22 protein-coding genes and 1 tRNA gene are annotated in these 24,106 nt (G+C 63.0%); 16 read left to right on the forward strand and 7 right to left on the reverse strand.

Features of this window, described 5'->3' with window-relative positions; genetic code table 11:
• Window positions 1–61: 61 nt before the first annotated feature.
• The 3 genes from BLL38_RS17060 (at window position 62) to BLL38_RS17070 (ending at window position 1,494) form a co-directional block, all read left to right on the forward strand.
• On the forward strand, window positions 62–529 hold the full coding sequence (locus BLL38_RS17060; RefSeq protein WP_076963595.1) for an FAD/FMN-containing dehydrogenase: 468 nt from the start codon (window positions 62–64) through the stop codon (window positions 527–529).
• Complete coding sequence (locus tag BLL38_RS17065; RefSeq protein ID WP_076963596.1) at window positions 526–1,215, forward strand: energy-coupling factor ABC transporter permease; 690 nt, start codon at window positions 526–528, stop codon at window positions 1,213–1,215. Before BLL38_RS17060 ends, BLL38_RS17065 begins: the two co-directional genes overlap by 4 nt.
• 63 nt (window positions 1,216–1,278) lie before the next feature.
• Window positions 1,279–1,494 (forward strand): hypothetical protein, encoded by a 216-nt coding sequence (locus BLL38_RS17070; protein WP_076963597.1) that lies wholly within the window; start codon window positions 1,279–1,281, stop codon window positions 1,492–1,494.
• Here BLL38_RS17070 and yacG read toward each other — a convergent pair.
• Genes yacG through BLL38_RS17090 form a run of 4 tightly spaced genes read right to left on the reverse strand, consistent with a single transcriptional unit; the run spans window position 1,491 to window position 4,391 of the window.
• The gene (gene yacG, locus BLL38_RS17075) at window positions 1,491–1,694 is read right to left on the reverse strand and encodes a DNA gyrase inhibitor YacG (protein WP_032861907.1); all 204 of its coding nucleotides are present in this window, start codon (window positions 1,692–1,694) and stop codon (window positions 1,491–1,493) included. The genes BLL38_RS17070 and yacG overlap by 4 nt on opposite strands.
• Complete coding sequence (gene coaE / locus BLL38_RS17080; RefSeq protein ID WP_076963598.1) at window positions 1,691–2,314, reverse strand: dephospho-CoA kinase; 624 nt, start codon at window positions 2,312–2,314, stop codon at window positions 1,691–1,693. Before coaE ends, yacG begins: the two co-directional genes overlap by 4 nt.
• On the reverse strand, window positions 2,311–3,183 hold the full coding sequence (locus tag BLL38_RS17085; protein WP_076963599.1) for a prepilin peptidase: 873 nt from the start codon (window positions 3,181–3,183) through the stop codon (window positions 2,311–2,313). The genes coaE and BLL38_RS17085 overlap by 4 nt, the downstream gene beginning before the upstream one ends.
• A gap of 2 nt (window positions 3,184–3,185) precedes the next feature.
• The gene (locus tag BLL38_RS17090; RefSeq protein WP_413469407.1) at window positions 3,186–4,391 is read right to left on the reverse strand and encodes a type II secretion system F family protein; all 1,206 of its coding nucleotides are present in this window, start codon (window positions 4,389–4,391) and stop codon (window positions 3,186–3,188) included.
• Window positions 4,392–4,609: 218 nt separating this feature from the next.
• On the opposite strand from BLL38_RS17090, the gene BLL38_RS17095 reads away from it, so the two are divergent.
• From BLL38_RS17095 to BLL38_RS17110, 4 genes are all read left to right on the forward strand, one after another.
• Window positions 4,610–5,020 (forward strand): pilin, encoded by a 411-nt coding sequence (locus BLL38_RS17095; RefSeq protein WP_076963601.1) that lies wholly within the window; start codon window positions 4,610–4,612, stop codon window positions 5,018–5,020.
• A 63-nt stretch (window positions 5,021–5,083) separates the two neighbouring features.
• On the forward strand, window positions 5,084–6,490 hold the full coding sequence (locus tag BLL38_RS17100) for an O-antigen ligase family protein (protein WP_076963602.1): 1,407 nt from the start codon (window positions 5,084–5,086) through the stop codon (window positions 6,488–6,490).
• Window positions 6,491–6,529: 39 nt separating this feature from the next.
• Window positions 6,530–6,602, forward strand: a tRNA-Thr gene (locus tag BLL38_RS17105).
• 137 nt (window positions 6,603–6,739) lie between these two features.
• The gene (locus BLL38_RS17110; RefSeq protein ID WP_076963603.1) at window positions 6,740–7,045 is read left to right on the forward strand and encodes a DUF6388 family protein; all 306 of its coding nucleotides are present in this window, start codon (window positions 6,740–6,742) and stop codon (window positions 7,043–7,045) included.
• Window positions 7,046–7,111: 66 nt separating this feature from the next.
• Here the strand turns inward: BLL38_RS17110 and nadC are convergent, their stop codons facing one another.
• Window positions 7,112–7,960: a carboxylating nicotinate-nucleotide diphosphorylase gene (gene nadC / locus BLL38_RS17115; protein ID WP_076963604.1), complete on the reverse strand. Its 849-nt coding sequence runs from the start codon at window positions 7,958–7,960 to the stop codon at window positions 7,112–7,114.
• Window positions 7,961–8,227: 267 nt separating this feature from the next.
• On the opposite strand from nadC, the gene BLL38_RS17120 reads away from it, so the two are divergent.
• The 5 genes from BLL38_RS17120 (at window position 8,228) to BLL38_RS17140 (ending at window position 14,726) form a co-directional block, all read left to right on the forward strand.
• The gene (locus BLL38_RS17120; protein ID WP_076963605.1) at window positions 8,228–10,384 is read left to right on the forward strand and encodes a DUF1631 domain-containing protein; all 2,157 of its coding nucleotides are present in this window, start codon (window positions 8,228–8,230) and stop codon (window positions 10,382–10,384) included.
• A gap of 62 nt (window positions 10,385–10,446) precedes the next feature.
• Entirely contained in the window at window positions 10,447–11,010 is a 564-nt protein-coding gene (gene ampD / locus BLL38_RS17125; protein WP_076963606.1) for a 1,6-anhydro-N-acetylmuramyl-L-alanine amidase AmpD, read from the forward strand.
• Complete coding sequence (gene ampE / locus BLL38_RS17130; RefSeq protein WP_076963607.1) at window positions 11,007–11,843, forward strand: regulatory signaling modulator protein AmpE; 837 nt, start codon at window positions 11,007–11,009, stop codon at window positions 11,841–11,843. The genes ampD and ampE overlap by 4 nt, the downstream gene beginning before the upstream one ends.
• Window positions 11,844–13,451: 1,608 nt before the next feature.
• Window positions 13,452–14,156, forward strand: a complete 705-nt coding sequence (locus BLL38_RS31945; RefSeq protein WP_413469408.1) for a methyl-accepting chemotaxis protein — start codon at window positions 13,452–13,454, stop codon at window positions 14,154–14,156.
• Between the two features lie 129 nt (window positions 14,157–14,285).
• The gene (locus tag BLL38_RS17140) at window positions 14,286–14,726 is read left to right on the forward strand and encodes a hypothetical protein (RefSeq protein ID WP_076963609.1); all 441 of its coding nucleotides are present in this window, start codon (window positions 14,286–14,288) and stop codon (window positions 14,724–14,726) included.
• On the opposite strand, the gene BLL38_RS17145 is transcribed toward BLL38_RS17140, so the two are convergent.
• Together BLL38_RS17145 and cra are read right to left on the reverse strand one after the other, a co-directional pair.
• The gene (locus BLL38_RS17145; RefSeq protein WP_076963610.1) at window positions 14,646–15,449 is read right to left on the reverse strand and encodes a TatD family hydrolase; all 804 of its coding nucleotides are present in this window, start codon (window positions 15,447–15,449) and stop codon (window positions 14,646–14,648) included. The genes BLL38_RS17140 and BLL38_RS17145 overlap by 81 nt on opposite strands.
• 2 nt (window positions 15,450–15,451) lie before the next feature.
• Entirely contained in the window at window positions 15,452–16,447 is a 996-nt protein-coding gene (gene cra / locus BLL38_RS17150) for a catabolite repressor/activator (RefSeq protein ID WP_076963611.1), read from the reverse strand.
• Window positions 16,448–16,730: 283 nt separating this feature from the next.
• Between cra and ptsP the strand changes: the two genes are divergently transcribed.
• The 4 genes from ptsP (at window position 16,731) to BLL38_RS17170 (ending at window position 23,869) form a co-directional block, all read left to right on the forward strand.
• A complete protein-coding gene (ptsP, locus tag BLL38_RS17155; protein WP_076963612.1) occupies window positions 16,731–19,589 on the forward strand; it encodes a phosphoenolpyruvate--protein phosphotransferase in 2,859 nt (952 codons plus the stop codon).
• Complete coding sequence (gene pfkB, locus BLL38_RS17160; RefSeq protein ID WP_076963613.1) at window positions 19,590–20,531, forward strand: 1-phosphofructokinase; 942 nt, start codon at window positions 19,590–19,592, stop codon at window positions 20,529–20,531.
• Between the two features lie 11 nt (window positions 20,532–20,542).
• On the forward strand, window positions 20,543–22,249 hold the full coding sequence (locus BLL38_RS17165) for a PTS fructose-like transporter subunit IIB (RefSeq protein ID WP_076963614.1): 1,707 nt from the start codon (window positions 20,543–20,545) through the stop codon (window positions 22,247–22,249).
• 78 nt (window positions 22,250–22,327) lie between these two features.
• Window positions 22,328–23,869, forward strand: a complete 1,542-nt coding sequence (locus tag BLL38_RS17170; RefSeq protein ID WP_076963615.1) for an alkaline phosphatase D family protein — start codon at window positions 22,328–22,330, stop codon at window positions 23,867–23,869.
• The last annotated feature ends 237 nt before the right edge of the window (window positions 23,870–24,106 follow it).

A 24,106-nucleotide genomic window follows, 5' to 3' on the forward strand; every position in this document is an offset into this window, starting at 1 on the left:
CGTGTGAAAAGGCTCGGTGTAGACTGGCGCTTCAGTTGACGGTTTACACAAGGAGTTCGCGGTGAAGTTTTGGGTTGCGGTGTTGCTGAGCTTTTTGCCCCTTTGGGCCCAAGCGGTTGAGCTGGGGGAGCGGCTGACGCCCTGGACCCTGCTCGACCAGTTCGACCAGGCCTATACCCTGGATAACCAGGCGCAGGTCTTGCTGGTAGCGCGCAGCATGGACGCCGCCAAGCAGGTGGATGCGGCCTTGCAGGGCCAGCCCAAGGGGTATCTGGAGGCACGCCATGTGGTGTTTGTCGCCGATATCCAGCGCATGCCAAGGCTGATTGCCAAGCTCTTCGCCGTCCCGGCGATGCAGGCCTATAACTACCGGGTGATGCTCGACCGTGATGCGCGGATCGCTGTGCGTTATCCGGCGCCTGTGGATAAAGTGCTGTGGTTGCAGTTGGAGGACGGCAAGCTGGTCGCGCGCCATGAGTACGCCTCTGCCGCCGAACTGCGCCAGGCCCTGGAGCAGGTACAGCCGTGATCAGTGCCGCCATGCTGGCGCCGCAAACCCTGTGGCTGGGCTGGCTGCTGTATGCACCGGTGATTGTCTGGGCGATCCTGCGCTCGTCCTGGGTCGAGCTGTTTGCCGACCGGCGGCGCCAGCATCTGTTGTTTGGCACGGTGTTCGCGCTGTTTATGTTGTGGCTGGTGCGCCGGGACTTCGATAGCGGGGTGTCCTACCACTTTATCGGCATGACCGCCGTGACCCTGCTACTCGACTGGCCCCTGGCAATTGTCGGTGGGCTGGCGGCGCAATTGGGCCTGGTGCTGCTCGGGCGCCAGGACTTGGCGGCGGTCGGGGTCAATGGCGCGCTGCTGGTCCTGCTGCCGGTACTGGTGACCGAGACGTGCGCGCTGCTGGTGGAGCGGGCGCAGCCGCGCAATCCCTTTGTGTATATCTTCTGTTCCGGTTTTTTTGCCGCCGCCTTGTCGGCGTTGCTGTGCCTGTTGGCCGGCCTGGGCCTGCTGTGGCTGGACGGCCGCTTCGCCATGCCCGAGTGGATCGAGGATTTTATCGGTTACCTGTGGCTGATCATCTTTCCCGAAGCCTTTATCAACGGCATGGTGATCAGTGCCTTGGTGGTGTTTTGCCCGGAGTGGCTGGAGACGTTCAACCGGACGCGCTACCTCTCGGCGCCCTGGAAGGATGACAATTCACGCCCTTGATCCAAATCAAAGGCGGGACGCAAAAGTGGTCGCATGCTCTGCGAAACTTCCAGGAGCACGATCATGAGTGTGTACGAGTGGGCACGGCAGGAGTTGCGCAGAAGCCAGGATGCGGCACAGGAAATCGGTTTTGACCCGGGCTTGAGCCTGCGCGCCTTGCTCAGTGCGGTGGTGCAGCAGAGCAAGGGCGTACGCAGTGCCGAAGACCTGGCTGACGAGTTGCTGTTTCTTGCAGAAAACCTCGACGACCAGCAGGACTACGGCTTTATGCGACCTTAGTGGGCCCGCGGTGGCAGGTCTTCGGAGAACAGTTCGTCTTCAGCGTCCGGGCTGACCGGAATCTTGTGTTCCTCCGCGGCCCAGGCGCCCAGATCGATCAGTTTGCAGCGATCCGAGCAGAATGGCCGGTTGAGGTTGGTCGCTTTCCATTCCACGGGTGCGCCGCAGGTTGGGCATTCGACGGTCAAGGGTTGGCTCATGTTCGGCCTCCACACAAAGTAAGGTAAAAGTGGTGCAGTCGCTCGACCTCGGCCTGTAGCCAGGCCAGGTCCTGGTCATTGACCAGTACATCGTCGGCATGGCGCAAGCGCTCTTCCCGGGAGGCCTGGGCCTTGAGAATCGCCTGCACCTGTTCTTCGCTGATGCCATCGCGCAGCAGGGTACGCTGAATCTGTGTTGCTTGCGGCACATCGATCACCAGGATGCGCTGGGTCATGGCGGACTGGCCCGACTCAATCAACAACGGCGATACCAGGATCGCATAGGGCGAGCGGGCGCGGGCCAAGTGGTTGCGGATCTCGTCGGCAATCAGCGGGTGCAGCAGGGCCTCCAGCCACCGGCGTTCTTGCGGTGCCTGGAAAATGCGCTGGCGCAAGGCCGCGCGATCCAACTGGCCATCGGGCCGCAGGATCGCGCCGCCGAAGTGCTCGGCAATCTTGGCCAGCGCCGGGCGGCCGGGCTCCACCACCCAACGTGAGGCGTGGTCGGCGTCGATCAGGTCCACGCCAAGGTCGATAAAGTGCTGGGCCGCAGCGCTTTTGCCGCTGCCGATGCCGCCCGTCAGGCCAAGAATCCAGGGTGTTGCGACAGAAGTGGTCATCTGAAACCGACAGACTGCAAATAGAAGTCGGTTATTTGACCACCCCAGAGCAATGCAATCCAGCCGGCAATTGCCAGATAGGGACCAAAAGGCAGGGGCGTCGACGTCTGCGCATGACGCAGGCGCAACACAATCACCCCGGCTATCGCGCCTACCAGCGAGGCCAGCAGCAGCGTCAGTGGCAGGATCTGCCAGCCACCCCAGGCGCCGAGCATGGCCAAGAGCTTGAAGTCGCCATAGCCCATGCCGTCCTTGCCTGTGCATAACTTGAACAGCCAGAACACCGACCACAGGCTCAGGTAACCAACGACCGCGCCCAGCAGAGCATCGGGCAAGGTTACGTACAGTTCAAAATAATTGAGGATCAGCCCCAGCCACAGCAGTGGTAGCACCAGCACATCCGGCAGCAGTTGGTGATCGGCGTCGATCAGGCTCATGGCCAGCAGGCCCCAGCTCAAGAACAGCACCCCGGCGGCCGGCCAGCCGAAGCCGTAGTGCCAGGCAATAAAGGCCGAGAGCAGCCCGCAGGCCAGTTCGACAAGCGGGTAGCGTGGGCTGATGGAGCCGTGGCACCGTGCGCAGCGCCCCCTGAGCAGCAGGTAGCTGAGCACCGGGATATTTTCCCAGGGGCGAATCGGCTGCGAGCAGTGTGGGCAGCAGGAGTTGGGGTGCAGCAGGTTATAGGTCGGGCCGCTGGGTTCGGGGGGCAGGCCGAGTATTTCATGGGCCTGGGCGCGCCAGTCCCGTTCGAGCATGGTTGGCAGGCGCCACACCAGCACGTTGAGGAAGCTGCCGACGATCAGCCCCATTACCAGGGAAGCCCAGACGAACAGCCAGGGATGAAGGATCAGGAGTTGGCCAAGGGTCATGTTCAAAACGCCGTGCCAAGCTGGAAGATCGGCAGGTACATGGCGATCACCAGCGCCCCGACAATGCTGCCCAGCACCACCATGATCAGCGGCTCCATCAGGCTGGTCAGGTTGTCCACCAGATGGTCGACGTCCGTTTCATAATGGTCAGCGACCTTCTCCAGCATGCTGTCCAGCGCGCCCGACTCTTCGCCGATGGCCGTCATCTGGACCGCCATGCCTGGGAACAGGCCACTGGCGCTCATGGTTCGATTCAATTGCATGCCTATTGCCACGTCCTGGCGCATCCGCGTGATTGCTTGTGTGAAGCGCTCGTTGCCGGCGGCGCCGGCCACTGAGTCCAGTGCCTGTGCCAGCGGTACGCCGGCGGCAAAGGTGGTGGCAAGTGTACGGGCGTAGCGGGCGACTGCGGTTTTTTTCAGCAGTGTGCCTGCCAACGGCAGTTTCAACAAACCGGCATCCAGCCACAGGCGAAAACCGCTATGTCGACGGTAGCCGTGGCGTATCCCCCAGGCAGTCGCGGCCAGGGCCAGCAACAGCATCCACCAGGCGCCCTGCATGAATTCGGACAGCATGATAACCAGCAGGGTAAAGCGCGGCAGCGGTGTGTCGATGCCGGCGAACAGGCTTTCAAATTGAGGCACGACGTGGATCAGCAAGATGCTGCTGACCAGCGTAGCCACGAGCAGGACCACCAGCGGATAGGTCATGGCCTTCTTGATCCGCGCCTTGAGGCGTTGGCTCTTCTCCAGGTGGGTGGCGACCCGCTCCAGCAGGGTTTCCAGGGTGCCGGCCTGTTCGCCGGCCGCGATCAGGCTGCAATACAGGGGGTTGAAGCACTGCGGCTGTTTCAAGAGGGCGCCGGTCAGGCTGTTGCCGGCGGCAATCTCCTGCTTCAATCCCTGGACCATCGTGCGCATGGCCCGGCTGTCAAAGCCTTCGCCAATCATATCGAAGGCTTGCAGCAGGGGGATTCCTGCCTTCAGCAGGGTCGCCAGTTGACGGGTGAACAGCGCAATATCGGCTGGGGTGATGGGGTCGCGCAGGCCGGCAAGCAGGCTGGAGCGCATCTGCACCCGCACCGGGTTGATACCTTGCCGGCGCAATTGGGCCTTGATCACGGCCGGGCTATGGCCACGGGTTTCGCCGGACACCTTGCGGCCATTGCGCAGCGTGCCTTCCCAGGCGTAGGTGGCGGTGGGGTTCACGGTGACATCCTTCATCGGGTGCGGCAGCTCATCGGCAAGTGACGATTGACAGCTTAGCCAGGCCTCTGTGTCTGTCAGGCTATTGGGCAGGGGAAAAATGTCAGATTGTGCGTCTTATGAGGGCCTGGCCCGGCGCGGATGAGTACACTGGCGCGGTTGTTGAGGGCAGGGCGCAGGATGTGCCTTGCGATGGGGTTTTATTCTGGAGAGTGAGTGTGATGCGTCAGAACGGCTTTACTTTGATCGAGTTGTTGATCGTCGTGGCGATCATTGGCATCTTGGCCACCATTGGCCTGCCCATGTATACCAAGCACCAGGCCAAGGCCAAGTTCACGGCGGGGTTGGCGGAAATCTCGGCGTTGAAGGCGGGCTTTGAAGACACCTTCAACCAGGGCACGGTGCCCACGCTGGCGCTGATCGGCGGCACCAGCCCGACCGCCAACTGCGTGATCAGCGTGGCGGGTGATGTGGCTGCGGGGACGGGCTCGATTGCCTGCGAGATCCTCGATGCGCCTGCGCCGATCCAGGGCAAGCTCATTACCCTGGCGCGCAGTGCCCGTGACGGTTGGACGTGCACCACCAATGCTGACGAGCAGTATGTGGCCAAGGGCTGCGCTGCTGGCAACTGAGCCCTGGCCACCCACATCAGTGACGGGAGCCCGGCATGACGGGCCCCCAAGTACAGGTTGCCCATGACGTTATCCGTGCAACAACGAGGCAGCGTGTTCCTGGTGGTGGCGCTGAGCCTTTTGCTACTGGGCATCACCCTGTCCTTCAGTGGGCATGACTGGCAGCGTGTGATGCAGGTCGGCGTCGGCGTGTGTGCGTTGCTCTATGGCCTGGCGACTCCTGCCATGCGCCTGGTCGACAAGCCCACCGCTATCGGCCTGGCACTGGTGTTCGGCCTGGGCCTGGTCTCTGCGTGGTGGGCCCACCAGCCACTCTGGGCGTTGACCGAGTGGGCGTTGATGATCACCTGCGGGGTGATTGCCGCGGCTTTTGCCCGGTTGCGGCGCAATGGCGAGCAAACCCTGGATCAGGTGCTGATCCTGTTTGTGTTGCTGCTGTGCCTGATCAAGGTCCTGCAATATGGGTATGCAGGCGTGCTGGCGTTTACCAGTGGCGAACCGACACTGGACACCGACCTGCTGCTTTCCGGGTTCTCCAACAAGCGCTTCTACGGCCAGTTCCAGACCTTTACCTTGCCCTTGCTGGCGTTGCCGCTGCTGCTTGCGAGTACCTCGCGGTTGGCGCGTGGGCTGGTGTTCGCCCTGCTGTGTGCCTGGTGGTTGATTGCAATCAGTGGCGGTACCCGTGGCACCTGGCTGGGCATCGGCGTTGCGGCAATCGTCCTGACTTGCCTGGGGGCGGCGGGGCGTCGCTGGTTGATCTGGCAGTTGGCTGCACTGTGCGGCGGGCTGTTCTTGTACTGGTTGTTGTTCACGGTCCTGGCGCGTTACCTGGGGCTGGAAATTGCCAGCCTTTCCAATGACCGGCTCACCACCAGCCTTTCCGGTCGTGAAGTGATCTGGTGGCAAGCCTGGGAGATGATCCGCGAACGGCCATGGCTCGGTTTCGGGCCGATGCACTTTGCTGATATCCCCAATCTGATTGCCGCCCACCCGCACCAGGCAATCCTGCAGTGGGCCAGCGAATGGGGCGTGCCCTCGGCCCTATGTGTGGCGCTGCTGGCGCTGCGCGGCGGTTGGGCCACGTTGATGGTCATTTATCGGCAAGGGGCGGTAGGGTCAGCGCAAGACCTGCTGCGCCTGTGCCTGTTTGCCGCGCTGCTGGGCGCAACGCTGCAGGCCATGGTCGATGGGGTGATGGTGATGCCCTATTCGCAACTCTGGTTGGCGCTGGTGGTGGGCTGGTTGATGGCATTGCATCCGTGGCGCACGCCGGCTATCGAGCCGATACCGCTGTTGTACCGGGCCTGGCAGGCGTCGGCGGTGTTCTCGGTGGCGTTGCTGGTATTGGTCGTGTTCCGCGACCTGCCAGGCGCCACCGAGCGCAGCCAACACTACATCGATATTGCCAAAGGCCATCTGCAGCCACGCTTCTGGGTCCAGGGCGTCATTGCGCCGCACATCCGGTAAGTTGCCGGGCGCCCAATGCAGTGCTAGCTTTAGCCCACCGCCCGTGTAGCTCAGTTGGTAGAGCAGCGCACTCGTAACGCGAAGGTCGCAGGTTCGATTCCTGTCTCGGGCAAAAAGGCACCACAGTTTTCAGATGATCCCAGAATGGTTCTGAAGGCCAGATGAACCGGTATTCATGCCCGTTCTTTTGTATCTGCGCAACCTTGATGACCCAGATGCATCCCCATTCCTCGATCTTAAGAGAACGACATGACCACGACAGCAATGACCCAGGAAGTGCGGCACGCAGCAGCCCTCAAGCAGTACCTCGAGGAGTCGCCGCAGCTTAAGGAAGAGATCAAGGACCTGAGCGCTGATGACCAGCGCGACCAGATCCAGTGGGCATTCGAGGACGAGGCCGAGAGCCAGGGCTTCCAGCCTTGGGAACTGACCCTCAAGTACACGTCCACGCCGGAAGAGTTCGAGACGGCACGCCTGGCCCTACACAAAGAGGCGGCCGAGGTGTTGGGTGTCGAGTGGGAAGAGTACTGCGAGATGAATGATTTGGTGGTCTAAAAGCAGTGGCAGGTTTCAAGCCGCAAGTGTCGCCAGGCGCGCTTGCAGCTTGAGGCGTGCAGCGACTCAGAGACTGAGCCGCATCGACAAATCCACCGCCTTCACATCCTTGGTCATCGCCCCGATGGAGATGTAGTCCACGCCGGTCTCGGCAATGGGCAGCAAGGTGCTTTCATTGATCCCGCCACTGGCTTCCAGCTTGGCCTTGCCGCCGTTCAAGCGTACGGCTTCGCGCATGTCGTCCAGGCTCAACTCATCCAGCATGATGATATCGGCGCCTGCCGCCAGGGCTTCGCGTAACTCTTGCAGGCTTTCCACTTCAACTTCCACCGGCTTGCCTGGGGCGATCTTGTGGGCGGCAATAATGGCCTGGGCAATGCCACCGCAGGCGGCGATATGGTTTTCCTTGATCAGGAACGCGTCATACAGGCCGATGCGGTGGTTGTGGCAACCGCCGCAGGTCACCGCGTATTTTTGCGCCAGGCGCAGGCCCGGCAGGGTCTTGCGGGTATCCAGCAGCTTGACCTGGGTGGTGGCGACAAAGTCCGCCAGGTACTGCGCGCGCGTGGCCACGCCCGACAACAGCTGCAAAAAATTCAGCGCACTGCGTTCCCCCGTCAGCAATGAGCGGGCGGGGCCTTCGAGGTGGAACAGCGCCTGGTTGGGGCTGACGCGTTCACCGTCGCGCACCTGCCAATGCACAGCAACCCGTGGGTCCAACTGGCGGAACACGGCATCGACCCAGGCGGTGCCGCTGATGACGGCGCTATCACGGGTGATGATCGTGGCCTTGGCCAGCCGTTCGGCCGGGATCAATTGCGCGGTGATATCGCCGCTGCCGATGTCTTCCAGCAGTGCGCGGCGCACGTTGGCTTCGATTTCGGCGGTGAGGTCGGCGAGGCGTAGATTCGGCATAGCGGGCTCCACATACAAAGTGCCTTGATTATAGGGGCATGGCAGCGCCGAACCCAAGGTATGCCGCCATAACCTGCCTGATTACAAAGCGCCTACAGAGTTTGCTGGCGCTAGAGGGGCTATTTGCAAGATAATCTCGCGCCTTGCAATTGGCGTCATAGCTTTGACGTCTCGGTGATCTACAGATAATCGCAGTCCCCGCCAGTATTCCATCGGCGGTTGCTGCGAGCGTTCACAAAACCGAACCCGTCGTTCCAGGAGGCCAGCATGCACAATGACGCAAAGGTGGTGCCGATCAATAAGATCGCCGCACAAGCGATGCCGTCGCCGCTTGCCCGCCTGCCCGTGATCGTGCTCCAGGTGCGGGACAAGGCCACGCAGCAGCTCGACCGGGGTTTGCAGGAGCTGTTCGATAACGCCGACGACACCCTGTTTGAAATGGCCGATAAGGCCCGCAACAGTGCCGACCACAATATTTTCTTTGAAGCCATGCGCGACCTGCGCCTCAAGCGCAAGAACTTCGAGCGTGTGTTCATGGAGCAGCTCTTTGCCGCGTTCGCCAACCTGGGGCAGGCGGGGCAGGGTGAGTTGCTGTTGCCGACGGTCTCCTACGACGCAGCGCCGGGTGTGTCGGCCGACGACCTGGAAAAAGCCGTGGCCCTGGAGGCCATGCTCGACAAGGTCATGCACCGTGACGGCCTGGCCCTGGGGCAATTGACCGCCCGCCTGGGCGCGTTGTTGGGCAAGCGCCTGGATGACCGGGAAAACCCTCTGGGCCCGGCGATGCTCTGCGAGTTCTTCCTGCGGGCCGGGCGCAGCCTGGGGGTGGAGATCCGGGTCAAGCTGATCATTTTGAAACTGTTTGAAAAGTACGTCCTCAGCGATGCCGACCTGCTGTACGGCGAGGCCAACCAGTTGCTGGTCGCCACCGGCGTGCTGCCTGAACTCAAGGCCGTACCGTCACGGCGGGCCGGCGAGCGCGCCAGCCGGGCCCGTCCGCCCGTCGAGGCGGCCCCGGCGGCCGGCCAGGCCGACGAGGCCGAGCAACAAGTCTTCGCCGCCCTGCAAGAACTGCTGCTGACGGTACGCGGCAGCGTGGCCCCGACCCTGGAGGCCAGCGCCCAGGCCCAGCCCATTTCGACCCGCGACCTACTGCGCCTGTTGTCCCATCTGCAGCAATATGTGCCGGAGCCGGCGGTCGAGGACGATTTTGACCTGCGCCGCCAATTGGAAGAGCTGCTCACCCGGGTCAGCGTCAAGAGTGGCAAGTCGCGGGTAGTGGAAGAGGCCGACGAGGATGTGATCAACCTGATCGCCATGTTGTTCGAGTTTATCCTCGACGACCGCACCTTGCCTGAGTCCCTCAAGGTGCTGATTGCGCGCCTGCAGATTCCCATGTTGAAAGTGGCTGTGCTGGACAAGAGTTTTTTCAGCCGTGGCAGCCACCCGGCGCGGCGCCTGCTCAATGAAATCGGGACCGCGGCCATGGGGTGGGGCAAGCGTGACGACTATCAGCGCGACAGCCTGTACGTGCGCATCGAGCAGGTGGTGCAGCGCCTGTTGAACGATTTTGTCGATGACCCGGCGATTTTTTCCGTGCTCCTGCACGAGTTCACCGCCTTTACCCAGGACGAGCGCCGCCGCAGTGAGCTGCTGGAACAGCGTACCCGCGACGCCGAGGAAGGGCGCGCCCGCACCGAGCAGGCCCGGCAGCGGGTCGCCGATGCGGTCAACCAGCGCTTGTTGGGCAAGGTCTTGCCGCATGTCGTGGTGCAGTTCCTGCAACAGGCCTGGAGCCAGGTCCTGTTGCTCGAGTGCCTCAAGCACGGGCAGCACTCGCCGCAATGGCAGACGCGGTTGCGGGCCATGGACGAATTGATCTGGAGTGTCGGCCTGAGTGAGGACACCGAGGCCGGCCGTCGTTTGCTGGAGCAATTGCCCGCATTGCTCAAGGCCCTGCGTGATGGGCTGAGCGAGGCGGCGTTTGATTCCTTTGTCACCCGCGAGTTTTTTATCCAGTTACAGACCTTGCATACCCAGGCGTTCCAGGGGGCGACGCTGCCCAGCGTGGCGCTGGTCGAGGTGCGCGAGGACTCGAGCGCGGCGCTGCCGTGCGAGACGGTCAGCCTGGCGGAGGATGATCCCGACCTGCTCAAGGTCCGCCAATTGCGCATCGGCAGTTGGGTGGAGTTTCGCGAAGATGAGGAAAACACCCTGCGCTGCAAGCTGACGGCGATTATCGCGCCGGCCAACAGCTATATATTTGTCAATCGCACCGGCCTCAAGGTGCTGGAGAAAACCTGCACCGAGCTGGCCCTGGAGTTCAAGCGTGGCGCGGTCCGCACCCTGGATGATGCCTTGTTGTTCGACCGTGCGCTGGCGTCGGTGATTGGCAGCCTGCGCCAACTCAATCGTGCCAAGTGATCGCAACCACCCGGCGGATCACGGCATACTGAGCGCTCTCAAGTCTTGCGCAAGGAACCTGTATGCAGTTGGACCCCACCAGCGGTTGGTGCCAGGGCATTGCCCATTGCCCGTCGCCCAACTTCAATGAACGCCCGGGCGGCGAGATTTCCCTGTTGGTGGTGCATAACATCAGCTTGCCACCGGCCCAGTTCGCCACAGGCAAAGTGCAGGCGTTTTTCCAGAATCGCCTGGATGTCACGGAACATCCCTACTTTGAAGGCATTGCCGACTTACGGGTTTCTGCGCACTTTCTGATTGAGCGCGACGGTGCGGTGACGCAGTTTGTCTCCTGCCAGGACCGTGCCTGGCATGCTGGCGTCTCCTGTTTCGAGGGGCGCGAGACCTGCAATGACTTTTCCCTGGGGATCGAGCTTGAAGGGACTGACGAGCAACCCTTTACCGATGCCCAGTACCACTCCCTGATCGAACTGAGTCGCCAATTGCTGGCCGCCTACCCGGGTATCACGCTCCAGCGCATTTGCGGTCATAGTGACATCGCCCCAGGACGCAAGACCGATCCTGGACCGGCTTTTGATTGGGCGCGTTTTCGCGGCGCCTTGCAGGATGGAGGACATGCACAATGAGTTTCCTGGTGTTGGTGCTGGCGGTGTGGATCGAGAAGTTCTCGGCCTTGCGTTCGCGGGTACAGCGCGATGGCCGTTGGTTGCGCGAACTGGCCCGGCTTGAATCGAGCGCACGGTTGGGCAAACAACCCTGGCTGATCCTGGTGCTGCTGGTCTTGCTGCCGGTGGCGCTGCTGGGGCTGTTGCTGCTGGTCCTGGAGCCAGTGGCCTATGGCTTGCTGGCGCTGCCGGTGCACCTGCTGGTGGTGATCTACAGCCTGGGCCGCGGCGATCTGCTGGGCCAGTTGGGGCCGTTTCGCGATGCCTGGCGCCGGGGGGACCTGCAAGCGGCGGAACATGTTGCCGAACGTGACCTGGGCATTGGCGCGGACAGCGGCGAGCAACTGCTGGAGCGGGTCCAGGGCCATTTGCTGTGGCAGGCCTACCAGAGCTTTTTTGCGGTAATTTTCTGGTACTTCCTCCTCGGCCCGGTGGTGGCCCTGGCCTACCGCCTGCTGGCGCTGGCCAGTGAGCACGGGCAGAACCCGCTGGTGGTCGAGCGCGCCGGGCAATTGCGCCATGCATTCGACTGGTTGCCGGTGCGGTTATTGGCGGCGAGCTTTGCCTTGGTCGGCAACTTTGTCGCGGTCAGCCGGGTGATGCTGCATGAGCTGCTGAGCTGGGATATCAGTGCGGCGCAACTGGTGGAAAAAGTGGGCCTGGTGGCCGGCGAAATTCCTGCGCCGGTGGTGGGTGCCGAAGGGATCAATAGCCTGGACCGGTTGTGGGAACTGCTGCTGCGCGCCGCCGTGTTGTGGTACGCCGGGTTTGCGATCTGGACTGTCTTGCCCTGAAAAACAGCTCTTGTGAGAGCGGGCTTGTGTGGGAGCGGGCTTGCCCGCGATGCGGTGTAGCAGTCAAAAAATCCGGTACTGACACACCGCTATCGCGGGCAAGCCCCACAAAGAGCCCGTAGTGGCTTCAAAAATCGGTCGGCCGCCAGGCCCCGCTGATCGCGTTAACCTTAAGTTACAAAACTCCCCGCCGATTTAAGCTATACAGACAGCGCGCCCAATAGTGGCTTTCTGCCGCTGCCCTGCGCCGTCAATAAAAATAAAAGAAAAGGGAGTTCATCTGTGAAGAGCTTGCTCTATCCCGCCATCGCCCTGATGAATCGCCTGAGCTTCGGCATGAAGTTCAGCCTGATCAGTGTGTTGTTTTTCCTGCCGATGCTGGTGACCAACTATTACCTGGTACGCGACTCCTGGCGTGAGTTCCAGGGCACGCAGGTTGAGTTGCAGAGCCTGGACCTGCTGGGCAGCAGCCTGATCCTGCGCCGCGACCTGGAAACCCTGAACAATCAGGTGCAGATCAACGCCACCCTCGGCCAGGCGGGCAAGGCGGGGGATATCGAAAGCCGCATCACCGCCCTGGAGCAGCGCGTACTTGAGCGCATGCAGGGTTTCCAGGCGATGACCGCCGACCCCGAGCAGGTTGCAGTGTTCGAGGGCAAGCGCGATGAGATGATCGCCGCCTTCAAGGCCCAGCAAACGGAATCTTCACTGCTGAGCAAAAGTGCCTTGATCGGCAAATTGCTGAACACGGCGCAGATGTTCAGCCAGATCATCGCCAGCCACTCGGGGTTGAGCCGCGATGCCCAGGGCGATGTACGCCAACTCAGCGAACTGGTGACCAGCGTCACCCCGCAAGTCACCCAGACCCTGGGCGAAGGCCGGGCCATGGGCGCGTACTCCCTGGGTCAGGGCTTTCTCAATTCATCGTCCAGCACGCGCTTTGACGAACTGCTGCAGCAATTGGAAAAACTCCAGGCCGAATACGGCTTGAAAGTGCAGGACGCCCTCGGTTCCAGCAAGGCCGCCCATGCCTCGTTGGATACCTTGGCCCAAGCCAGCCAGGCCAGCCTCAAGCAGGCCAGCGAGTTGTTTGAAGAGCAGGTGGTGATGGCCGAAACCCTGGAGGCCCCGTGGCAGACCTTCTATGACGAAGTGACGGCCTTGATGGCCAAGACCTATCAACTGGACGACGCGACCCTGTCCTTCCTCGACCAGCAACTGCAACAGCGCCTGGCCCAGAACCGCACGCACATGGTGGTGCTGGTCGCGGCGCTGGCGGCGGTGTTCCTGCTGATCTTCTATCTGTACGGCGGTTTCTACGCGTCGACCCGTACCACCCTGCGCCACCTGGGCGCGATGATGGATAAGGTCGCCGCCGGGGACATGACCGTCAGCTTCAAATCCCAGAGTCGCGATGAGCTGGGTGAATTGGGCGAGGTGTTCAATGGCACCGTGGCGAAAATCCATGACCTGATCGAGCGGGTCGGGCAGACCGTCCAGGAAGTCGAGCATCAGGCCGGGCAAGTGGAGTCGGTGTCGGCGCGCAGCAACCAGGCGGTGTCGGGCCAGCGCTGCCAGATCGAGCAGGTGGCGACGGCCATGAACCAGATGTCGGCGACCGCCCATGAAGTGGCGCGCAGCGCCGCAGCGGCTGTCAGCAGTGCCCACAGTGTCAACGATGAAACCCTCAGCGGGCGGGGCCTGGTGCAATCCCAGCAGGGCAGCATTGCGCTGCTGGCCTCGGAGATTGACCAGTCCGTGCTGGTGATCAACCAACTGGCCATCGACAGCCAATCGATCAGCAGCGTGCTGGAAGTGATCAAGAGCATTGCCGAACAAACCAACCTGCTGGCACTGAACGCGGCCATCGAGGCGGCGCGGGCGGGTGAGCAGGGCCGTGGGTTTGCCGTGGTGGCCGATGAGGTACGCACCCTGGCCCGGCGCACCCAGCAGTCCACCGAAGAAATCGAGCAGATGATTACCAAGTTGCACCTGGGCGTTGGCGCGGCCGTGAAGGCCATGGGCAGCAGCCATACCATGGCCAGCGGTACGGTCGGGCAGTCGGAAAAGGTCCAGTTGGCCCTGGAAAATATCCTCGGCGCAGTGGGCATGATTGTCGATCAGAACCAGCAAATCGCCGCGGCAGTGGAGCAGCAAACGGCGGTGGCCCATGACATCGACCAGAACATCGTTGAGATCAATCGGGCTGGCGAGCACGCGTCCCAAGGCGCGCACCAGACCGAAGAGGCCAGCCGGCAATTGTCTTTGCAGGTGATTGAATTGAAAAAGCTGATCGGCGCCTTTCGCGTGTAAGGCATGTCTGTAGGTTTTGTTTGTTGGTGATGTAGTGCATGTCCTGTTTTCCCGTGTGAGCTTTTTTTGTCGCGGGATTGGGTGAGAATTTGTTTCACACCCCATCCAGCGCTTCCGGGAGGCAGGGCCATGACCGCGACAACTCCAGGCGTGAAAGGGCATTGCGCCCATTGTGATATCACCTTTGTACTCAAGCCCTGGCAGCTCAATGCCATTGCTATCAGTGAGCCCTTTGACTGCCCGTATTGCCACAAAGTCCTGCTGCTCAATTGTCCCAGGCAACTGCGTCAGTTGAGGTCTCTGGACAACCTGGCCCTGCTCCGCCCGAGCATGCTGGTGTTGACCTGCGTGGCCTTGTTGGTGGCCCTGGTGGTGGAGTGGGTCGGCTTGATCAGCAAGGTCGGGCAATTGAACGTGTCGCTGGTGGCGATCCTGATTCACTTCCTGACCCTGCGCCACGCCCGGCATCGGCATCGCATGACCCTGACGCTACAGGCGGTCAACCCCGTTATCGAGCGGCCAGTTGAACACTTCGCAGGCGTTGCGGGTACTCGCTTCGGCCAACGCTGAAGGGCTGATGCCCATGTGTGCGGCCAGGGCCCCGCAGATCGCCGGCAAGTGCTGCGGGCTATTACGTTGGCCGGGGTACATGGCGGGCGCCATATCCGGCGAGTCGGTTTCCAGTACGACCGAGTCCAGCGGCAACTGAGCGATGACCTTGTGCATGCGCAGGGCCTGGGGCCAGGTCGGCGCACCGCCCAGGCCCAGCTTGAACCCCAGCTTGATGTATTCGCGGGCTTCTTCGCGGCTGCCGGCGAAGGCATGGATGATCCCGCCCCGGGGCAGGCGGATGCGCTTGAGGGTGGCGATAACCGCCGCATGGCTGCGCCGCACATGCAGCAGCGCCGGCAAGCGGAAGTCCACGGCCAGCTGTAATTGGGCTTCAAACAGCACTTGCTGGCGCTCGCGGTCCAGGTGCTCAAGAAAGTAATCCAGGCCGATTTCCCCCACGGCGCACAGTTGGCGATGGCCCTGGAGGCGGGTCAGCCAGTCGCCCAATTCGATCAGATCGGCGGGGCGATGCTCATCCAGGTACACCGGGTGCAGGCCGAAGGCTCCATGCAGGTCCGGGTCCTGTTGCGCCAGGTCCCATAGCCGTTGCCAATTGCGCTGGTACACCCCCAGCACCACCATGCGTCGCACGCCGAGCTGGCGACTGTGCCTGAGCACTTCGTCGCGGTCAGCATCGAAGTCCTCGAAGTCGAGGTGGGTGTGGCTGTCGATCAGCTCCACGCCTACGCCTCGTGAATCCGCTGCTTGAAGGTCCGGCCAATGGCATGCACGCCCGGCTGGTAGTGCTGTTCTTCAATCGCCGCCAGCGCCAGGCGCAGGGCTGTCTCGGCAATCAGCGCGTGTTGCTGGGCCATGGCGTTGACCGGCAGCGGCAGGAAGTCCAGCAACTGGGTGTCACCAAAAGTGCCCAGGCGCAGCGGCCGCGACTTGAGCGGGAAGTCGTGCAGCGCGTCAAACACCCCTTGCAGCAGAACGTAGGAAGTGGTGACCAGCGCATCGGGTAAATGCCCCAGGCGTTGCAGGAGTTCTTCCATCAACTGGCGGCCACAGTCGCGGCTGAACGCGTCGCCGTGCTCGACCAGGACCTCACCTTCAAAGCCTTGCAGCGCCTGGCGGAAACCCGCTGCGCGTTCCTGGCTGATACTCAGCTCAGGGTGGGCGCCAATCAACGCGATCTGCCGGGGCAGCGGGTGCAGCAGGCTGCTGGTCAATTGCTGGCAGGCCCGGCGGTCATCGCTGACCACCGAGCAGAACTGCTCAGGCGCCATCACCCGGTCAATGGCAATCACCGGCAGGCCCTTGGCTTGCAGCTCGCGATAACTGTCGTCGCTGGCGGGCAGGCAACTGGCAACGAACAACGCATCGCAACGCCGCGCGCGGAACAGTTGCAGCAATTGGCGCTCACTGTTGGCATCATCGTCGGAGCTGGCGATCAGCAACTGATAGCCACGGGCCCGTGCGCCTTGTTCCAGCAGCTTGGCGATCCGTGCGTAACTGGGGTTTTCCAGGTCCGGCAGGATAAAGCCCAGGGTGCGGGTATGCCGGCTGCGCAACCCGGCGGCCTGGGGATTGGGGGTAAAGCCATGCTCCTCGACCACCGCCCGCACCCGTTCGACGGTGGCGGTGCTGATCCGTTGCTGTTGGGCCTTGCCGTTGATGACGTAGCTGGCGGTGGTCACGGACACACCGGCTATGCGTGCAATATCACTGAGTTTCAAACCGGGATTTCCTTGTTTTTTAGAGCTTGCCCCGACATTTTGTCCAATCCTAACCGATTCCTGCACACGACCATTGTCGCAGCTCAAGCGCCGAGTGGTGCTTCAAGGATGAAGAATTACCCAGTAATCTGCCATAAAATCTAGATTAAACGTTTCAGCAGGCGTATTTTTACGACGATCGCCGCTGAGTAACCACTGCCAATTGACCACTCAGTCAGTTCTTTTTGCACGGTTTAATCAAAACAATACCTAGTGCGCACCCCGCACTAACTAGGAGAAAGGCATGCTTGAGCTCACCGTAGAGCAGATATCCATGGGCCAGGGGGCTGTGGATAAGTCTGCGGCCCTGCAACTGCTCGCCCAACAGCTGGTGGCCGATGGCCTGGTCGCCGAGGGCTACCTGAGCGGCCTGCAAGCCCGTGAAGCGCAAGGTTCGACCTTTCTCGGCCAAGGTATTGCGATCCCCCACGGCACCCCGGAAACCCGCGACCAGGTGTTCGCCACCGGCGTGCGCCTGCTGCAATTTCCCCACGGTGTGGATTGGGGCGATGGCCAGATCGTCTACCTGGCGATTGGCATTGCCGCCAAGTCTGATGAGCACCTGCGCCTGCTGCAACTGCTGACCCGCGCCCTCGGTGAAACCGACCTGGGCCAGGCGCTGCGCCGCGCCACCTCGGCCGAGGCCTTGCTCAAATTGCTACAAGGCGCGCCCCAGGAGCTGGCGCTGGATGCGCAGATGATCGGCCTGGGGGTGTCCGCCGACGATTTTGAAGAACTGGTGTGGCGTGGCGCCCGTCTGCTGCGCCAGGCCGATTGTGTGAGCAATGGTTTCGCCGCCGTGCTGCAGCAAGTCGATGCACTGCCCCTGGGCGATGGCCTGTGGTGGCTGCACAGCGAACAAACGGTCAAGCGCCCGGGCCTGGCCTTTGTCACCCCGGACAAGCCCATGCGCTACCTGGGCCAGCCCTTGAACGGCCTGTTCTGCCTGGCCAGCCTCGGCGAGGCCCACCAGGCCTTGCTTGAGCGTTTGTGTGCCTTGCTGATTGAAGGGCGCGGCCAGGAACTGGGGCGCGCCACCAGCCGCCGTGCGGTGCTCGAAGTGCTGGGTGGCGAACTGCCTGCCGACTGGCCCAGCGCCCGTATCGCCCTGGCCAACGCCCACGGCCTGCATGCGCGGCCGGCCAAGGCCCTGGCCCAACTGGCGAAGGGCTTCGACGGCGAGATCCGCGTGCGCATCGTCGACGGGCAGGGCGGCGCGGTGTCGGTCAAGAGTTTGAGCAAGCTGCTCAGCCTCGGCGCCCGGCGTGGCCAGGAGCTGGAGTTTGTTGCCGAGCCCGGCATTGCCGACGATGCGCTGCCGGCGCTGTTGGCGGCGGTGCAAGCGGGGCTTGGTGAAGACGTCGAGCCGCTGCCGGCCGTCAGTGCACGGCTTGAAGCCCTTGAGGTTGAACCACCGATCAGCGCGCCGCTCTCCGGCAGCCTGATCCAGGCAATCCCTGCCGCGCCGGGGATCGCCATCGGCCCGGCCCATCTCCAGGTATTGCAGCCGTTCGACTATCCATTGCGCGGCGAGTCGGCCAACGCCGAGCGCGAGCGCCTATCCACCGCGTTGCGGGAGGTGCGCCGCGATATCCAGGGCCTGGTCGAGCGCAGCACGTCCAAGGCGATCCGCGAGATTTTCATCACCCACCAGGAAATGCTCGACGACCCGGAACTGACCGACGAAGTCGACACCCGCCTCAAACAAGGCGAAAGCGCCGAAGCCGCGTGGATGAGCGTGATCGAAGCCGCCGCCAAGCAGCAGGCATCCTTGCAGGACACGTTGCTCGCCGAGCGCGCCGCCGACCTGCGGGACATTGGCCGGCGGGTGCTGGCCCAACTGTGTGGGGTCCAAACCCCGCAAGAGCCAAGCGAACCCTACATTCTGGTCATGGAGGAAGTCGGCCCTTCGGACGTTGCCCGGCTGGATCCGGCGCGTGTCGCCGGGATCCTCACCGCACGCGGCGGCGCCACCGCCCACAGCGCCATCGTGGCCCGTGCCCTGGGGATCCCGGCGCTGGTCGGCGCGGGCCCGGCGGTGCTGCTGCTGGCTTCGGGCACGCCGCTGTTGCTCGACGGCCAACGCGGGCGCCTGCATGTGGATGCCGATGCTGCAACCTTGCAGCGCGCCACCCAAGAGCGTGATAACCGCGAGCAACGTCTCCAGGCTGCCGCCGCGCAACGCCATGAGCCGGCCTTGACCCGCGACGGGCACGCTGTCGAAGTATTCGCCAATATCGGCGAAAGCGCCGGTGTGGCGCTCGCTGTCGAGCAGGGTGCCGAAGGCATTGGCTTGCTGCGTACCGAACTGATTTTCATGGCCCATCCGCAAGCGCCGGATGAGGCCACCCAGGAAGCCGAATACCGCCGTGTGCTCGATGGCCTGGGCGGCCGGCCGCTGGTGGTGCGCACCCTGGATGTGGGCGGGGACAAACCACTGCCTTACTGGCCGATGGCCAAGGAGGAAAACCCGTTTCTCGGCGTGCGCGGTATTCGCCTGACCCTGCAGCGCCCGCCGATCATGGAGGCGCAACTGCGCGCACTGCTGCGTTCGGCGGACGGTCGCCCGCTGCGCATCATGTTCCCCATGGTCGGCAGCGTTGATGAGTGGCGTGCGGCCCGCGACATGACTGAGCGCCTGCGCCTGGAAATCCCGGTGGCTGACTTGCAATTGGGCATCATGATCGAAGTCCCCTCGGCGGCCCTGCTGGCGCCGGTATTGGCCAAGGAAGTGGACTTCTTCAGCATCGGCACCAATGACTTGACCCAGTACACCCTGGCCATCGACCGCGGTCACCCAACCCTGTCGGCCCAGGCTGACGGCCTGCACCCGGCGGTGTTGCAACTGATCGACATCACGGTGCGCGCGGCCCACGCCCATGGCAAATGGGTCGGGGTGTGCGGCGAGTTGGCGGCCGATCCGCTGGCGGTGCCGGTGCTGGTGGGCCTGGGGGTGGATGAGTTGAGTGTGTCGGCGCGCAGCATTCCCGAAGTGAAGGCGCGGGTGCGTGAATTCAGCCTGAGCGAGGCCCGGAGCCTGGCGCAACAAGCACTGGCAGTGGGGTCCCCTGCTCAAGTGCGTGCCCTTGTGGAGGGCGTGTAAATGGCGAACATTCTGACTCTGACGTTGAACCCGGCGTTGGACCTGACGGTGCGTTTGGCGCGCCTGGAGCCTGGGGCGGTCAACCGCAGCGAAACCCTGCTCACCCATGCCGCCGGCAAGGGCGTGAATGTGGCGCAGGTGTTGGCTGATCTGGGCCATTGCGTGAGCGTGGGGGGATTTCTCGGTGCGCAAAACCCCGAGGCTTTCGATGCCCTGATCGCCAGCCGAGGGTTTGGCGATGCGTTTATTCGTGTGCCGGGCGAAACCCGCAGCAACATCAAGATTGCCGAGGCGGATGGCCGGGTCACCGACATCAATGCCCCGGGGCCGCTGGTGAGCGAGCAGGCGCAAGAACAGTTGCTCAAGCTGATCGCATCGATCGGCCCCGAGTTCGATGCGGTGGTGGTCGCCGGCAGCTTGCCGCGTGGCGTCAGCCCGCAGTGGTTTCAGGGCTTGCTGGCGTGCCTCAAGGACCTTGGTTTGAAAGTCGCCCTGGACACCAGTGGCCAAGCGTTGCGCGCAGGCTTGAAGACCGCTCCGTGGTTGATCAAGCCCAACACTGAAGAACTTGCCGAAGCACTCGACTGCCCCACGCAAACCGTCGCCCAGCAAGCCCGGGCGGCTGAGCGTTTGCACGCCCAGGGCGTGGAACATGTGGTGGTGTCCCATGGGGCCGACGGTGTGAACTGGTTCAGCCCCCACCGAGCGTTGCACGCCACGGCGCCCAAGGTCAGCGTCGCCAGTACCGTGGGGGCCGGCGACTCCTTGCTGGCGGGCATGCTGCACGGTCTGCTCAGCGGCGAAGCGCCCGAGCAGACCCTGCGCCGCGCCACCGCGATTGCCGCCATGGCCGTCACGCAGATCGGTTTCGGCATCAGCGACGGCGCGCACCTGGCGTGCCTCGAAAGTGGCGTGCAGGTACACCCGCTGACAGAACAATAAGAGGGTTTTTCATGAAGTTAGCCATTGTTACCGCCTGCCCCAACGGCAGGGTCACCAGTGTGTTGTGCGCCCGCTTGCTGGAGGCTGCCGCCCAGCGCCAGGGCTGGAGCACCGGCGTGGAGGTGGTGGACGCGAACCACCCCGAGCGCGCCCTTTCCCAGGCCACTCTAGACGCGGCCGAATGGGTGTTGCTGGTTGCCAGCACCCCGGTGGACATGCAGCGCTTTGTCGGCAAGCGCGTGTACCAGAGCACCCCGGCCCAGGCGTTGCAGGACGTGGACGCGCTGCTGCAACGGGGCGCGCAAGAGGCCCGGTTGTACGTTGCCAGCAGCGCAGTGCCAAGGGCCAGACACGCACCGCGCCTTGTCGCCATCACTGCCTGCCCCACCGGCGTGGCCCACACCTTTATGGCCGCCGAAGCGTTGCAGCAGGCCGCCAAGGCCAAGGGGTATGACCTGCAGGTGGAAACCCAGGGTTCGGTAGGGGCGCGTACGCCCCTGAGCGAGCAGGCCATTCGCGACGCCGACGTGGTGCTGCTGGCCGCCGATATCGAAGTGGCCACCGAGCGCTTTGCCGGCAAGAAAATCTACCGTTGTGGCACCGGCATTGCCCTCAAGCAATCTGCCGCGATCCTCGACAAAGCCCTGGCCGAAGGCCAACAGGAAAGCGCCGCCAGTGGCGCGGTGGCCAAGCCGGAGAACACCGGGGTCTACAAACACCTGCTGACCGGCGTGTCGTTCATGTTGCCGATGGTGGTGGCGGGGGGCTTGTTGATTGCCCTGTCCTACGTCTTCGGTATCCACGCCTACGAACAGCCCGGCACCCTGGCGGCGGCGCTGAGGGCGGTTGGTGACCATGCCTTCACCCTGATGGTGCCGCTGCTCGCCGGTTATATCGCCTACTCGATTGCCGACCGTCCGGGCCTTGCGCCGGGGATGATCGGCGGCCTGTTGGCCAGTACCCTGGGCGCGGGGTTTATCGGCGGGATCTTCGCCGGTTTCCTCGCCGGCTACAGCGTCAAATTGATCACCCGCGCGGTGCCGTTGCCGCAAGGCCTGGCGTCGCTCAAGCCGATCCTGATCATCCCGTTGCTGGCAAGCCTGGTCACTGGCCTGGCGATGATCTACCTGATCGGCCCACCCGTGGCGCAGATGCTGGTTGGCCTGACGGACTTCCTCAGCACCATGGGCACCACCAATGCGGTGCTGCTGGGCATCCTGTTGGGCGCGATGATGTGCGCCGACCTCGGCGGGCCGATCAACAAGGCGGCCTATGCGTTCTCCATCGGCCTGCTGGCCTCCCAGAGCGGCGCGCCGATGGCCGCCGCCATGGCGGCCGGTATGGTGCCGCCGATTGGCATGGCCATCGCCACGTTCCTGGCCCGGCGCAAGTTCGCCCAGACTGAGCGCGAAGCTGGCAAGGCGGCGTTGATTCTGGGGCTGTGTTTTATCTCGGAAGGGGCGATCCCGTTTGCTGCCAAGGACCCGTTGCGCGTGATCCCGGCCAGCATTGCCGGTGGCGCAGTGACCGGTGCCCTGTCGATGTACTTCGGCTGCAAGTTGATGGCGCCTCACGGCGGGCTGTTTGTGATGCTGATTCCGAATACGATCAACCATGCGCTGTTGTACCTGCTGGCGATCGTGGCCGGCAGCGTGCTCACCGGGTTGCTGTACGCCGTGATCAAACGCCCGGAGGCCGTCGAACTGGCCGTTGCCTGAATGTAGGTATCGACACCTGTCATCTGTGTTTCATACGGCCATGCTTTAGTTTTCCTTTTGCTGTGCAGAGGAACACCTATGAGCCACTTCAACCCCGGCCGCCGCCGGGTGATCCAGGGCGTCGGCGCTGGCCTGTTGCTGCCGGGGCTGGCGCCGGCGGTGATTGCTTCGGTCAAGGACCGGCCGCAATTGACCGATGGCGTGCAGTCTGGCGACTTGCTGGGCGACCGCGCCATGATCTGGAGCCGCTGCGACCGCCCGGCACGGATGGTGGTCGAGTGGGACACCCGCAGCCTGTTCAGCAACCCGCGCCGATTCATCTCGCCTTTGGCCGACAGCCGCAGCGACTTCACCGCCCGCGTCGAGCTGACCGGGCTACCGGCCGACCAGGCGATTTTCTACCGTGTGCACTTTGAGGATGCGCAGACCGGCGTGGCCAGCGAGCCCTGGTTCGGTCACCTGCGCAGCGTGCCGCAACAACGGCGCGATATCCGCTTTGTGTGGAGCGGCGATACCGTCGGCCAGGGCTTCGGCATCAACCCGGACATCGGCGGCATGCGCATCTACGAAGCCATGCGCCTGCGCCTGCCGGATTTTTTTATCCACAGCGGCGACACCATCTACGCCGACGGCCCGGTACCGGCGCAATTGACCACCGAAGGCGGACGCATCTGGCGCAACCTCACCACCGAGGCCAAGAGCAAAGTTGCCGAAACCCTGGATGAATACCGTGGCAATTACCGCTACAACCTGATGGACGAAAACGTGCGCCGCTTCAATGCCCAGGTGCCGCAGATCTGGCAATGGGACGATCACGAAGTGGTCAACAATTGGTCGCCCGGCAAGCAACTGGACGAGCGTTACCAGACCCAGGACATCACCACCCTGGTGGGCCGCGCACGCCAGGCCTGGCTGGAATATGCGCCGATGCGCCTGCAGGGCGCCGACCAGGGTGGGCGCATCTACCGCAAGCTCAGCTACGGGCCGTTGCTCGATGTGTTTGTGCTGGATATGCGCAGCTATCGCGGGGCCAACGATGACAACCTGGGCGGGGCCAAACCGTTTCTGGGGCGGGCGCAACTGGACTGGCTCAAGGGCGGGCTCAAGGCGTCGAAGGCGCAGTGGAAGGTGATCGCTGCCGACATGCCCATCGGCCTCGGCGTGCCCGACGGCGAAGTCAGCCCCGGCGTACCGCGCTGGGAAGCGGTGGCCAACGGCGACCCGGGCGCGGCCCAGGGCCGTGAGCTGGAAATTGCCGAATTGCTGGGCTTCCTGCGCGCACAACAGGTGCGTAACCATGTGTGGCTGACCGCCGATGTGCACTACTGCGCGGCACACCACTACCACCCGGACCGGGCGGCGTTCCAGGATTTCGAGCCGTTCTGGGAATTCGTCGCGGGGCCGCTGAATGCCGGGAGCTTTGGGCCCAATCCGCTGGATAAGACCTTTGGCCCGCAAGTGATATTTGAAAAAGCCCCACCGGTGCAAAACACATCGCCGTTTGCCGGTTTCCAGTTTTTTGGCGAGGTGCAGATTGATGGGCAGACGGCGGAGTTGACAGTCACGCTACGCGACCTCGATGGCGTGTCGGTATTTGAACAAAAACTCCAACCCACCTGACCTGAAATACGATTAAACCTGTGGGAGCGGGCTTGTCGGGTCGCCGCATCGCCGCGATTGCGGTGGATCAGCCAGCCTATGGGTTATAGACAGACCGCCATCGCGGGCAAGCCCTAATGCCAGTCAGTTAAGAAATTGACTTCTCCGCCAAGCAATAATAGAAACGGGCTCTGTTTTTATGAGTTCGTTTCATGCCCCTCCAAAACGATCTTCAAGAAGTTACCAAGCTCAATCCAA

This window comes from Pseudomonas gessardii, assembly GCF_001983165.1.
GTDB lineage: Bacteria > Pseudomonadota > Gammaproteobacteria > Pseudomonadales > Pseudomonadaceae > Aquipseudomonas > Aquipseudomonas gessardii.

Excerpts from the sequence above, each read along its gene's own strand:
- yacG (WP_032861907.1), bottom strand. The coding sequence starts at position 1,694 with ATGAGCCAACCCTTGACCGTCGAATGCCCAACCTGCGGCGCACCCGTG.
- BLL38_RS17085 (WP_076963599.1), bottom strand. The coding sequence starts at position 3,183 with ATGACCCTTGGCCAACTCCTGATCCTTCATCCCTGGCTGTTCGTCTGG.
- BLL38_RS17120 (WP_076963605.1), top strand. The coding sequence starts at position 8,228 with ATGCACAATGACGCAAAGGTGGTGCCGATCAATAAGATCGCCGCACAA.
- ptsP (WP_076963612.1), top strand. The coding sequence starts at position 16,731 with ATGCTTGAGCTCACCGTAGAGCAGATATCCATGGGCCAGGGGGCTGTG.
- BLL38_RS17165 (WP_076963614.1), top strand. The coding sequence starts at position 20,543 with ATGAAGTTAGCCATTGTTACCGCCTGCCCCAACGGCAGGGTCACCAGT.
- BLL38_RS31945 (WP_413469408.1), top strand. The coding sequence starts at position 13,452 with ATGTCGGCGACCGCCCATGAAGTGGCGCGCAGCGCCGCAGCGGCTGTC.
- pfkB (WP_076963613.1), top strand. The coding sequence starts at position 19,590 with ATGGCGAACATTCTGACTCTGACGTTGAACCCGGCGTTGGACCTGACG.
- BLL38_RS17140 (WP_076963609.1), top strand. The coding sequence starts at position 14,286 with ATGACCGCGACAACTCCAGGCGTGAAAGGGCATTGCGCCCATTGTGAT.
- BLL38_RS17095 (WP_076963601.1), top strand. The coding sequence starts at position 4,610 with ATGCGTCAGAACGGCTTTACTTTGATCGAGTTGTTGATCGTCGTGGCG.
- BLL38_RS17100 (WP_076963602.1), top strand. The coding sequence starts at position 5,084 with ATGACGTTATCCGTGCAACAACGAGGCAGCGTGTTCCTGGTGGTGGCG.
- BLL38_RS17170 (WP_076963615.1), top strand. The coding sequence starts at position 22,328 with ATGAGCCACTTCAACCCCGGCCGCCGCCGGGTGATCCAGGGCGTCGGC.
- nadC (WP_076963604.1), bottom strand. The coding sequence starts at position 7,960 with ATGCCGAATCTACGCCTCGCCGACCTCACCGCCGAAATCGAAGCCAAC.
- BLL38_RS17070 (WP_076963597.1), top strand. The coding sequence starts at position 1,279 with ATGAGTGTGTACGAGTGGGCACGGCAGGAGTTGCGCAGAAGCCAGGAT.
- ampD (WP_076963606.1), top strand. The coding sequence starts at position 10,447 with ATGCAGTTGGACCCCACCAGCGGTTGGTGCCAGGGCATTGCCCATTGC.
- ampE (WP_076963607.1), top strand. The coding sequence starts at position 11,007 with ATGAGTTTCCTGGTGTTGGTGCTGGCGGTGTGGATCGAGAAGTTCTCG.
- BLL38_RS17110 (WP_076963603.1), top strand. The coding sequence starts at position 6,740 with ATGACCACGACAGCAATGACCCAGGAAGTGCGGCACGCAGCAGCCCTC.
- coaE (WP_076963598.1), bottom strand. The coding sequence starts at position 2,314 with ATGACCACTTCTGTCGCAACACCCTGGATTCTTGGCCTGACGGGCGGC.